Source organism: Cellulomonas sp. PS-H5, assembly GCF_019265565.1.
Classification (GTDB): domain Bacteria; phylum Actinomycetota; class Actinomycetes; order Actinomycetales; family Cellulomonadaceae; genus Cellulomonas.
This window is the reverse complement of record NZ_JAHVCI010000081.1, coordinates 1-12553: the sequence shown is the minus strand read 5'-3', so window position 1 is coordinate 12553 and position 12553 is coordinate 1. Positions and strand designations below refer to the sequence as shown.

At 77.2% G+C, this 12553-nt stretch carries 5 protein-coding genes and 1 pseudogene; all 6 read right to left on the bottom strand.

Going from position 1 to position 12553, the window contains the following annotated elements; translation table 11 throughout:
- The coding region (locus J5O08_RS19225) for an RDD family protein (RefSeq protein ID WP_218708499.1) at positions 1-1302 on the bottom strand (1302 nt) is incomplete at its 3' end.
- Entirely contained in the window at positions 1299-3926 is a 2628-nt protein-coding gene (locus J5O08_RS19220) for a transglutaminase domain-containing protein (protein WP_218708497.1), read from the bottom strand. The genes J5O08_RS19220 and J5O08_RS19225, both read right to left, overlap by 4 nt.
- Positions 3923-5092 (bottom strand): DUF58 domain-containing protein, encoded by a 1170-nt coding sequence (locus J5O08_RS19215; protein WP_218708496.1) that lies wholly within the window; start codon positions 5090-5092, stop codon positions 3923-3925. The genes J5O08_RS19220 and J5O08_RS19215 overlap by 4 nt, the downstream gene beginning before the upstream one ends.
- 31 nt (positions 5093-5123) lie before the next feature.
- Positions 5124-6077 carry a MoxR family ATPase gene (locus tag J5O08_RS19210; RefSeq protein WP_217617106.1) on the bottom strand — a complete coding sequence of 318 codons (954 nt, stop codon included), beginning with the start codon at positions 6075-6077 and terminating at the stop codon, positions 5124-5126.
- A 78-nt stretch (positions 6078-6155) separates the two neighbouring features.
- A complete protein-coding gene (locus J5O08_RS19205) occupies positions 6156-12023 on the bottom strand; it encodes an Ig-like domain-containing protein (RefSeq protein WP_218708495.1) in 5868 nt (1955 codons plus the stop codon).
- Positions 12020-12553 (bottom strand): annotated as a pseudogene (locus tag J5O08_RS19200) (serine/threonine protein kinase); the annotation flags it as partial. The gene J5O08_RS19205 and the pseudogene J5O08_RS19200, both read right to left, overlap by 4 nt.

The window sequence follows — 12553 nt, the reverse complement described above, 5'->3', positions numbered from 1 at the left end:
CGGCGGGGCGTCCGGGTGCACCGGCGCGCCCGGCACGACCGCGTGCCGGCCGGTGCGCGTCGGCGGCTCGGTCGGCACGGGCTCCGGGACGGGGCCGAGGGCGTCACGCCAGGCGGCCTGCTCGCCGGAGGCCGGGCCGGCCGGCGCGGGCGGCACCGAGGCGGCGGGGTAAGCGGACGCCGCTGCGGGCGCCGCCGGGGCCGACGGGTACGCGGGCTTCGCCGGGGCCGACGGGTACGCGGGCTTCGCCGGGGCCGACGGGTACGCAGGCGTCGCGGCGGGCGCCGCCGGGGCCGCGACGTACCCGGGTGCCGCACCCGGAGCGCCCGGAGCCGGGACGTCCGGCGGCGCCGGAGCCGGCGCCGCCGGTCCCGACGCGGGCGCGGCGGCGTCCGGTCCGGGTGCGAGCGGCACGGGCGCCGCCGGGTGCGCGGGCACGACGGCCGCCGGGACGACCGGGATCTGCCGGGTGTCGAGGTCCGGTCCCAGGCCGGGTCCGCCGAGCGGGGGCAGCACGAGGCCCGGGGCGTCGAGCCGGCGGTCGGCGGCGAGCGCGCTCCACCGCGTGCGGGTGGGCTCGGACGGGGTGGGGTCGACGGTCGGCGTGACGCCCGCGGCGGTCGGCTCGCCCGCCCACGCGTCACCCGGTGCCGCGGGGTGCGGCACGGAGGGCCACGCCGGGGCGTCCCCGCCGTGACCCGCGGGCGGTGCGGGCAGGGCGGGCGCGTCGGCACCGGCGGTCCGGTCCGCGCGCGCCGGCCAGTCGGCCACCCGACGGGCGGGGACGAGCCCGCGCACGTCGACGACGACGCCCTCCCCCACCCGGTCGTGCCAGCCGCGCCGGCGCCCCGACGAGTCGAACAGCGGCGACAGCAGCACCACGAGCTGGCCCACGCCGCACGCCAGCGAGCCCAGGGCGACGATCAGCGCCCGGACGAACGCCCGACCGAGCCCGACGGGCCGGCCGGACCGGACGTCGACGAGCCGCAGGCCGAGCAGCCGGCGCCCGACGGTCCAGCCGCGGGTGCCGTTCCACACCCACTGCGCGACGGCCCAGGCGGCGAGCAGCACCGCCCCGACGGCCAGCAGGACCCCGGACGGCGCGGCAGGCTCGGGCACCGTGCCGGCCCCGGCGTCCGAAGCAGCGCGCACGGTCGCCGCGAACGCCGGCGCCCACGCGAGCCACAGCGGCGCCGCGGCGATCGACGTCAGCGCGGCGTCCACGAGGTACGCCGCGACGCGGCGCCCGACCGGCGCAGGGGGTGCGCTCGGCGGGACCACGCCGCCGGTGGTGCTGCTCATCCGTCCGCTCCGTCCGCTCGTCGTGCCCGTCGTCCCCTGATCCCCCGCTTCTCCCGGTCGTCCGGCACGCTCCGCCGCGCCCGGTCGGCGGCCGCCGCGGCCCGGCGCCGCTCGGACCGGCGCAGCGACCGGGTCGCCACCCGCCCGCGCCACCGCTGCTTGCGGGGCGTCGCCGCCCGCATGGACGCGAGCGTCCGGTCGACCTCCGCCCAGTACTCCCGCGCGTCCGCCGTCGTCGGGGCCGCGGCGCCGAACACGGCCGCGTCCGCACGGTCGGCCAGCGCGACCACCGCGGCGCCCGCCTCGACCCCGGCCGGGGTCGGGCCGGCCGGCACCGGCGCGGGACGCTTCCGGCGGCGCCCCTCCTCCGGCTCCGGCGCGGTCGTGAACGCCCGGTCCAGCGACCGCGCGCCCTCGCGGCGGGTGGCCACCGGGTCGACGTCGCGGCGCAGGTCGGTCGCCAGGTCGAGCACCTCCTGCCAGCCGCCCACGACCCGGTTCACCGGGACGGGATCCCGCCGACGGCGGCGCCGGCGGCGGGCCTTGAGACCCGCGATGACGAGGAACGGCGCGAGCAGCACCAGCAGCAGGCCGGACCCGGCGGCGACGCCGAGCGCGATGCGCTGCCAGACCGCGAGGGCGGACTCGTCCTCGCCGTCCTGCGTCTGCGGCTGGTCGGTGTCGTCCGCGGGCGGGTCGACCGGCGGGGCGGGCGGCGGCGGGGGCTGCGCGACCTGCGGCTCGGGGTCGGCCTGGCTGGTCTCCTGCTCGTCCTGCGGCGTCTGGCTCTCGGGCGGGGTCGGGTCGAACGTGACCCAGCCGTACCCCTCGAACGCGATCTCTACCCAGGCGTGCACGTCGGCGCCGGTCACGACCACCGGGGCGTCGGGGTCGAGGGGCGCGTCCGGCGTCGCGGCCGCGTCCTCGTCGTCGCCCGGCACGAAGCCCATGACCACCCGCGCGGGCAGGCCCATCTCGCGGGCCATGAGGGCCATCGCCGACGCGTACTGCTCGTCGTCGCCGACCATGAGGTCGCCGCCGAGCAGCGTCGCCACCCGGTCGGCGCCGTGCCCGGACAGCGACGGGTAGTCGCCCTGGTCGGTCCGCCCGTGGGAGAAGAAGCCGCGCTCGGACAGCGCCTGCTCCAGCGCGCGGGCCACCTGCGCGGGCGTCTCGGCCTCGCGGGAGGCGTCGCCGGCCGCGGTCGACACGGCGTCGGGGACGCCCTGGGGCTCCGGCAGGTCGAGGGCGCTGCCCGCGGCGGAGCCGAGCTGCTCGTCGTCGGGCTCGGCCGGCACGACCGCGTCGAGCGTGTACGTCAGCCCCTCGTCCAGCCCGCCGGTGAGCACGGCCGCACCGGTCGCGTCGTTGAACCGCAGCCGGGACTGCGCCTCGGTGTCGTCGAACCGCACGGACACCGCGTCGCCGACGGTCGGCAGCCACACGCCGGACAGCCCGTCGACCTGGACCTGCACCTCCGCGCGCTCGCCGCCGGTGCCGGACGCCTCCACGGCGTCGGCCTCCTCGACGGCCTGCTCGCTGACGACCTCGCCGACCCGGCGGAACTGGCCCGACGCGCGGGACGAGCCGTCGCCGGCCACGTTCCACACCACGCCGTCGAACCGGTCGAACGTCGCGAGCCGGACCCGGGCGCCCGCGGGCAGCCCCTGCACCGTGAACAGCTCGACGGTGTCGTCGTCCTTCACGTACTTGCGGAACGCGGACAGCGGGCTGGCGTAGTCGCGCGGGTCGAACGGCGGCAGCAGCGCGTCGCGCAGGACGTACCGGTCCCGGTCCGACTCGACCGCGGTGCCCGCCGCGACGCCCGCGCCGCCGGCGAGCGCGACCAGCAGGACCAGCGCGACCGGGCGCCGTGCCCGCAGCCGGCCGGACCGCCAGGACGCCCAGACCAGCAGGACGACCGCGATCGCGGTGCCGACGGCCACCGGGGCGACCGTGGTGTGCGTGCCGAGCAGCACGGCCCCGGCGAGCACCACGGGCGGGAGCAGCGCCGCCGCCGGCGCCCCGCGCCCGGAGCCCAACGCGAGCCGCGCCGCGACCGCGGTCCCGACGACGGCCAGCAGGTACGGCGGGACCAGCAGCCAGCCCGAGCCGCCCAGCGGCGGCTGCAGGGTCAGCACGTCCTTCCAGCCCAGCACCGACCCGCGGACCACGGAGACGATCGACGCGAGCGTCGGCACGACGCCTCCGACCGTCTGGTCCGGCGTTGCGAGCGGGCCGCCGAGCACCACGGTCATCGCGAGGAGCACGGCCGTGGTCACGGCCGGCGACCAGCGCGCCCACGCCGACAGCACGCCGGCCGCCGCGCCGAGCACGACACCGCCGACCACCGGGGCCAGCAGCACCGAGCCGCCGTACACCGGCAGCAGCGGGGTCAGCGCGGCGAGGACGGCGCCCGCGAGCACGAGCACGTCGACGACCGCCCGGCCCCCGCGCGGGACGCCGCGGCGGGGCCGCTCCGCGCCCGCGGGCTGCCCGGAGCCACCGGGACGACGGCGCCCGGACGAGGGCGGGCCGGGCGGCGTCGGCACGCCGGGGGCCGTGTCCGGGGCGCCGGATGCGACGGCGCCGGGCGCGACGGGGTTCTCGGTCGTCGTCGTCATGCCGCCGCCGCCAGACGCAGGGCGCGGGGCAGGTCGTCGAGCGAGCCCAGGCGGACCAGGCTCAGCGTGCGCTGCGTGCGGACCTCGACCTCGGTGCCGGGCACGCAGCTCACCACGAGCGTCCGGGTGCCTTCGGGCACGTGCCGGGCGGCGGCGCGCAGGTCCGCCGCGGGCACGACGGACCCGGTGACCAGGAACGCGAGCGTCACGTCCGGCGCCTCGCGGGCCACCCGGCGGCCGAGCAGCCGGGAGCCGGTGCCGTCCGGGCCGCAGGTGATGCCGGAGCAGTCGTCGAGCAGCGGCCGGCGCGCGGTGGTGCGCACCCGGCCGGGCCCGGCGAGCACCGCGAGCGGGTGCTCCTCGGCCAGCACGTGCACGCCGAGCGAGGCGACCACGCTGACCGCGAGCTCCAGCTCCGCGTCGTCCGCGCCGTGCCGGTAGTCCCGGGGGTCGGTGGCGAGCGCGACGGCCGTCTGGGTGCGGCGGGTGTCCTCGTACTGCTTGACGGTCAGCTGCCCGCGGCGCGCGGTGGTGCGCCAGTGGATCGACCGGCGGTCGTCGCCGACCACGTAGTCGCGCAGCGCGTGGAACGCCAGGTCCATGTCGGACAGGTCGCGGGTCGCGCCGCCCTCGAGGTCGCGGAGCAGGCCCGCGTCGGCGCCGGTCAGCATGACGACGCGCGGGTGCACGTACAGCTCCTCCGAGCCCGTGGTCACCGCGTGCCGGGTGGCGAGCCCGAGCGCGTCGCCGCGCACCGCGCGCACCGGGCCGACCGTCACGACGGCGCGCCGGTCGGTGGGGACCGCGAACAGCTCCTCGTGCTCGGTGCCCGGGGCCAGCGACGGGATCTCGAGCTCGGCCCGGCCCTCACCGACCTGCAGCTCCAGGCGCACCGCGCGCGTCCGCCGACCGCCGGGGGCCGACACGACCACCCCGCCGAACGCCCGCTCCCCCACACGCACCCGCCGGTCCGCGAGGTCGAGCCGCACGGCGTGCGGCAGCCGGCCCCAGGTCATCGCGAGCGCGACGAGCAGCGCCACGACGCCGACGGCGCCCAGCGCCGCCAGCTCGACCCAGCCGAGCAGCACGCCGGCGACCGCGGCGGCCGCACCGAGCAGCCCCGCGCCCCAGCCCACGCCCGACAGCCGGGTGCGCGAGCGCCTCACGCCGCGCCTCCCGGGTGCACCCCGACCCTGGTCACGCGCGCGCCACCGGCGGCGGGGTCGCGGACAGCACGCGCTCGACCACCTGGGTGGTCGTCGCGCCGAGGAAGTCGGCCTCGGGGTCGAGCACGAGGCGGTGCGCCAGGACGGGCACCGCGAGGTCCTTCACGTCGTCCGGGATCACGTAGGCGCGCCCCGCGGCAGCCGCCTGCACGCGCGCGGCGCGGACGAGCGCCAGGCCGCCGCGGACGCTCGCGCCCAGGGAGGTCTGCGGGTCCTCGCGGGTGCCCTCGATCAGCCGCGCGACGTAGTCCAGCACCGAGCCGTCGACGTGCACCGTCTGCGCGAGCTCCGCCATCTCGACGACACCCGCCGTGGTGACCACGGCGTCCAGCTCGCGGGTGCGGTCCCGGGCGCCGGACAGGATCTCGACCGTCGCGGTGCGGTCCGGGTAGCCGAGCGAGGTGCGCACCAGGAACCGGTCGAGCTGCGCCTCCGGCAGCCGGTAGGTGCCCGCCTGCTCGACGGGGTTCTGGGTCGCGATCACGACGAACGGCCGGCCCACCGGGTGGGTGTCCCGGTCGACCGTGACGTGACCCTCCTCCATGACCTCCAGCAGCGCGGACTGCGTCTTCGGCGAGGCGCGGTTGATCTCGTCCGCCAGCAGCACCGAGGTGAACACCGGGCCGGGGTGGAACTGGAACGTGCGCGCCCCCTGGTCCCAGATCGTCACGCCGGTGACGTCGGAGGGCAGCAGGTCGGGGGTGAACTGGATGCGCTGGTGGGTGCCCTGGACCGACGCCGCGATGGCCTTCGCCAGCGACGTCTTGCCGGTGCCCGGGGCGTCCTCCAGCAGCACGTGCCCCTCGGCGACCATCGCGGTCAGCACGAGCCGCACCGGGCGGTCGGCGCCCAGGACCGCGCGGGACACGTTGCCCACGAGGCCGGCGAACGTCTCGGCGAACCAGGCGGACTGCTCGGGGGTCATCGGGGGGTGTCTCCTGTCGGTGCTGTCTGTCGTGGTGTCGTGTCGTGCGGGCCCATCACCCGATCGGCAGGCCGGGCGTCAGGGCGAGGAACCGCCGGTGTCGGATCCGCCTCCGTCGTCCGGCGGCGTCTCGGGCACGGGGTCCGACCAGTCGACGCGCTGGGAGAACTCGCTCCACGGGCCCCAGCCGGCCTCGGTCTGCGCGCGGACCCGGAGGGTCAGCGTCACGCCGCTCTGCGCGTTCCCGCGCCAGCGGAGCGGGTTCACCGCGACGTTGGTCGCGGCGATCTGGCCCGAGGCCGTGTCCAGCCGGTCGCCCGAGAGCTGGTACTCGTAGTTCACGACCGGTCGCCCGCCCTGGTCGGTCGGGACGGCCCAGGAGAGCTGCGCCTGGTCCGGTCGGCCCTGCCCGCTCGACGCCGACGTCGTGAAGCCGAGGCTCGTCGGGGCCGCGGGTCGTGTCCGCACGGGGCTCGGGTCCGGAGTCTGGTACGTCGTGCTCCACGCGCCGCAGCCGCGCAGGTTGCAGGCCCGGACCTGGACGGCCGGCCGGGCGCCACCAGGCAGACCCCAGATCGTCGCCCTCCGACCGTCGACCTGGGTCGACCCGGGCGTCGAGGTGACCTCGTACCGCACTATCGGCGAACCGTTCCAGTCGGCCTCGGGCCACTCGACGCGGAGCCAGCCCTGCCCCGGGTCGGCGTCGGACGACGCATCGACGAACGTCGGCGCCGCGGGCGTCCCGGGCACGCCGAACGCGACCGCGCTCGTCTCCCCGGTCCTCCCCCAGTCCGCCTTGTTGTGCGCGGTCACGCGGAAGGTGTAGGTCGCACCGTTCCGTGCGCCCACCAGGGCGTACGTGGTCTGGCTCGCGGACAGCAGGAACTCGCCCTCGCCGGGCCCGCCGGTGATGACGAGGCGGTACCGGTCGATCTCGGCGCCGTTGTTCGCCGGCGGCGTCCACGACACGTCGATGCGACGGCCCTCGTCGGAGGCGACCGGGTTCGCCGACACGTCCGGCGCCTCCGGCGGCGCGGCGGGCGTCGAGGGCGCCGACGCCGCGCTCCACGCGCTCGGCTCCGGCGCGCGGTTGTGCGCGCGCACCTGCACCGTGTACGCGGTCCCGTTGCTGAGCCCGCGGAACGTGTACGACGTCCCGCTGGTCGTGACGGACGGCGAGCCGCCCGGCGGTGCGGGCGAGATCATCAGCGTGTACGACGACACCGGCGACCCGTTGGAGTTCGGCACCGCCCACGTCGCCGTGACCTCCTGGTCGCCCCACTGGAGCGACGGGGCCGCCGGGGTGTCCGGCACGGTGTCGGGGCGCGCCACTGCGGACGCCGGGCTCGGGTCGGACCAGCCGACGGCGTTCTCCGCCGCCACCGTGAACGTGTACTCGACGTTGTTCGTCAGCCCGGTGATGGTGCAGGTGGTGCTGGCGCAGGACGTCGTCGGACCGCCCGCGCTCGCCGTCACCCGGTAGCCCCTGATCGGCTCGCCGCGGTCGTAGGGCGCGGTCCAGGACAGCACCACGGTGCCGTCGCGGACCTCGCCGACCCGCGGGGCGGCCGGCGTCTCCGGCTTCCCCCGCACGCGCAGCGTGATGCTGGACGCGACCTCGCGGGCGCTGTCGTCCGTGGCGTCCCGGACGCGCACCCGCACGACCATCTGCCCGACCAGCTCGGCGGCGGGCCGGATCACGACGTCGGAGCCGGACACCGACGCGGTGCCGGCGCCGGCCGTCTCGACGGTCGCGCCGACGACGCGCAGCGGCTGGTCCGGGAACGGGTTGGACGCCCCGGCGAGCACGTCGACCACGCGCTCCTGCCCCTGGACGGCGTCGTTCACGACCTTGTCCTGGAGCACGGCGACCCGCCGGGTGCTCGCGACGGTCCGCACCTCGACCTGGACGGCCATCTTCCCGGCGCGGCCGTAGCCCAGCTCGATCGGCAGGGTGCCGCGGGTGCCCTTGGGGGTGCCCACGTCGGAGGCGACCGACAGCCGGCTCCCCTGGAGCGACACGGTGAACCCGGCCGGCGCGTCGCCGGTCAGCCGGTAGGTGAAGGTGTCCGCGCCGGACGCACCCTCGACGCCCTGCGTGAAGGCCTGGAGGTCGACCGTCGTGGGTGCCTCGCCGGGCCCGACCTCCAGGGTGGAGGGCACGAACGTCGGCGGGTAGTCGTCGAGCGTGTAGACCGTGATCGGCAGCGTGATGACCGACGTCCGGGCGGAGGTGTCCCCCGCCCCGGTGCGATCGGTGACCGGCACGGTGATCGACGCCGGACCGACGTACCCCTCGGCGGGGCGGAACTGCACGGTGGTGGAGTCGGCGACCAGCGACGAGCCGTCCGACCGCGTGGCCGTGACCGCGGTGGCGTCGGCGACCTGCGCGGTCCGCCCCGGCGCCACCTGGACCTGCTCGCCGAGCGGGATCGTCAGGGTCTCGCCGCCGGCGACCCGGAGCTCCGGTGCACGCGGGCGGGCGGTCGGCGGGAAGAAGCCGAGGGCGGGCACCGAGATGAACGCGTAGGAGCGGACGTCCTCGGCGGTGGTGTTGGTCAGCAGGTACGGGATGGTCTGGGCGGTCTCGGCGAGGGTGACCGTGATGGTGCCGTCGCCGCGGACGGTGGCCACCGACGACGCGCTGCCGGGCACGGAGACCCGCAGGTCCCCGAGCGGGCCGCTCGGGTTCTGCGCGACGCCGAGCACGTCGACGTCGACGCTGGTCCGCCCGACCGTGTCGACCGGCGGCACGACGACGTCCCGCGCGATCGGCGCGAGCACCGGCGCGTCCGGGTCGACGGTCACGGACAGCACGGCGCCGTTGACGGCCCCGCGCTCGTTGACGGCGGTGTAGCCGATGTTGAACACGCCCGCGGCGTCGCCCCGGACGACGACGCGGTTGCCGGACAGCGAGGCCGTGATGCCCTCGTCGACCTCCAGGTCGTCCCGGACGGCGAGCTCGCCGCCGAGCACGTCGGTGTCGTTCTCCAGGACCCGGACCTCGACGGTCTGCCCCGGGCGGACGGTGATGGTGTCGTCGCGCGCGACCACGCGGTTGCTGTCGCCGGGGCGCGCGGCGATGCCCACGCGCACGGTGGCGACGGCGCGCTGGCCGGTCCAGTCCTCGACGGCGTAGGTGAAGGTGTCGGTGCCGGCCTCGTCGGGCAGCGCCTCGTACTCCAGGAAGTCCGCGCCGACGGTGGTGACCCGGCCCTTGGTCCCGGCGGACGCGACGCCGAGCAGCGTGATGCCGTCGCCGTCCACGTCGATGCCGACCAGCGGTACCGGGATCCGCACGGTCTCCCCCGCGAACACGCGTGCCGTGAGGGCGCGCGGCTTCGGCGGGGTCTTGGTCTCGGGGTCGGACTCGTGCACCCGGACCGTCACGGTCGCGGCCGTCTCCATGCCGGTCGCGTCCTGGACGACGAACGTCGCGTGCACGGTCATCGGGGACGACGGGGCCTGGTACCGCAGGTTGTCGCCCGAGACGAACATGAGGCCCTCGCCGTCGCCGAGCGGCTCGGCCAGCTCGGGCTTCAGCGCGATGGCGTCGCCGTCCGGGTCGGACGCGCCCTCCAGGACCGGGATCGTGACGACGCCCCCGGTCCGGACGTCGGCGGTCACGTTCGGCACCACGGGCGGCTGCGGGGTCGCGGACGCCGGCACCGGGCGGACCAGGATCTGCCCGGTGGCGCTGGCGGTGCCGTTGGACACGACGTACTGCAGCGTCACCGGCTCGGTCAGCGCGCCGACCGCGGAGATGGTGACGAGGGTGCGCTGCCGCACGGCGACCCGCAGGCCGTCGGGCGCGGACACGCTCTGCAGCACCAGCACGCCGCCGGCGGGGTCGGTGTCGTTGGCCAGCGGGTCGACGGTGGTCTCACCGCCCGCGGGCAGCCAGGCGTCGTCGGCGACCGCGACCGGGGGCTCGGCCTGCTCCGGCCGCTCCCGCACGTCGATGCGCGCGACGCCGGTCGCCTGCTGCGGCGCGGCGGTCACCGTGAAGCTGACGTAGAACGTGCCGGCCTGCGCGGCGCGGAAGCTGAACGTCCCGGCCTCCAGGTCGGGCGTGACCGTCGTGCCCTGCACGTCCTCGACGCCGGCCAGCCGCGGCTGCTCGGCGCCGAAGGTGCGCACGGCGTCGAGCGGGCGCAGCTGGACGTCCTGGTCCACGTAGGTGACGGCGTGCACCGGGTCGATCTGCAGGTCCAGCGAGCCGATGGCCCGGACGTCGACGTCGACGGTCCCCTCGGTGGTGGACGTCCCGTCCGACACGACGACGTGCACGACGTCGCGGCCGAGCTCGCCGCCGTCGGCGACGTAGCTGAGCGTGCCGTCCTGGCGGAACCGGGCGGTGCCCTTCTCCGCGGACGCGCCGACGAGGGTCAGCGGGTCGCCGTCGGGGTCCGAGAAGTCGGCGAGCACCGGGTAGGACGCGGTCGCACCCTGCTCGACCCGGATCTCGCCGGTCCGGTCCTGCACCGGCGGCTCGTCCAGCGACGCGTCGCGGACGGTCAGCGTGACCTGCGCGGTCGAGGGCGCGGTGGTGCCGCGGCCGTCGCTGATCGAGTAGGCGAAGGTCGCCGAGCCGGTGGCGTCGGCGGGCACGGTGACCTGCAGCGCCCGGCCGCCGTACACCTGCTGCAGCGTGCCGAGCTCGGCGGGCAGCGGGTCGACCTCGCTGAGCACGAGGATGCCGCAGTCGGAGGAGGTGTCGTTGTCGATGACCGGCAGGATCGTGGTCCGGCCCGCGCGGACGCCGAACTGGTCGTCGACGGCGTTCGGGGCGGCGCTCGTCGGCGAGCACTCGGGGACCAGCTGCTGGGTGGTCCGGTCGCCCTCGGCCCGGTCGGTGTCGTCCTCGGGCTTCTCCTCCGGCACGACGTCCGACCAGTCGGGCTCGCGGAGCTCGGTGTCCTCGAGCGGCAGCCACAGCCGCCCGTCGACGGTCTCGTTGAGGGCGACGACCTGGCGGTTCACCCGGAACACCAGGTGGTCCGTCGCGGTCACGCCGTCGAGGTCGAGCAGCCGCGGCTCCGCGTCCGCGCACAGCTCGAGGTAGTTCTGCGTCGCGGTGGGCCAGGCGGCGTGCGCGCAGGTGCCGACCCGGACGGGCGCCGCGGGCGTGCCCGCCCCGCCCGCCTCGTGCTCGGCGGCGACCTCGCCGGAGGACACCGCCACCTCGACCAGGCCGGTGCTGCCCGCGACGAGCGCGGTGCTCGCGGCGGGACCGGGCTGCTGGAGCACGGGCTGCGCGATGCCGAGGGCCGTCGACCCGCCCGGGGTGCGGACGGTGTCGCCGTCGAGGCCGACCGGCACGTCGCCCACGGCGGTCAGCTGCTCGACCGCACCGCCGAGGGCCGGGGCCTCCTCCGCCGTGGCCGCGCCGCCCGCGGTCGGCGTGAGGCGCGTGACCTCGCCGGTGCTGCCCGCCACGGCGAACGCGTCGCCGGTCACCGACGCCGTGACGACGCCGCCGGCGCCGACGTCGGCGTCCGGCTCGTCGGCCGTCACCTGGAGCATCGGCAGGTCGGCGAACGTCCGGACCCAGGCCTGGCCGTCGGTGTCCATCACCGCGACGGTGCCGCCGGCCATCGACACCTGGGCGCCGGCGGGGACCGCGACCTGAGCGGCGGCGGTCACCCCGGCCGGGTCGACCACGGTCAGCGTGCCCGCCTCGACGATCAGCACGTCGCCGGCGTCCTGCAGCACGTCGAACTCGGTGCTGCTCGCGACCAGCCCGGCGTTCAGCTCCTCGACCTGGGCGTTGTACCGGCCGACCTGCAGGGTGCTGGTGGACGTCAGCCAGACGGCGCCGTCGTTGAGGTCGACCTGCGCGAGCGGGAACCCGGGGTTGACCAGGGCGAGCGTCGCGAGCACCGCGGGCACGGTGACGACGGCCGCGGTGGACGCGACCTTCTTGCGGTTCCAGGGGAGCTTCACGCGGCGCAGCCCTCCGCGGGCACCGTCGACGCGCGGCGGTCCGCGCGCACGACGGAGACCTCGATGCACACCTCGCCGCCCTCGGCCGGCGGGGTCACGGTCACGGTGGGCTCCTCGGCGATCTCGAGCTGGGGCTCGCCCGTGGCGGTGCGCACGCCCCAGAGGTAGGTGTCCCCGTCCTGCGGCTCGGGGTTGGTCCAGGTGAACACGACGGTGCCGTCGGCCTGGCGCGCCCCGAACAGGTTGGTCGGCGCGGGCACGGTCTGGCCGAGGGTGCTCGCGGGGCCGGGGAACTCGGTGCCCGCCGCCGGCCCGGGGTCGGTCTCGGGGCGGTTCGCGAGCAGCACGACCGCGACGACGGCCGCCGCGATGGCGAGCACGGAGCCGACGGCGGCGAGGACGCGGCCGGTGCGGGACCGGCCCGCCGACCCGGGGTGCACCTCGTGCACGGGGGCGGCGACGAGCTCGGGGCCGGGCGCGGCGTCCGGCGCCGGCGCGCCCGCGGCCGGGGCGGCTCCCGGCGCGGCGCC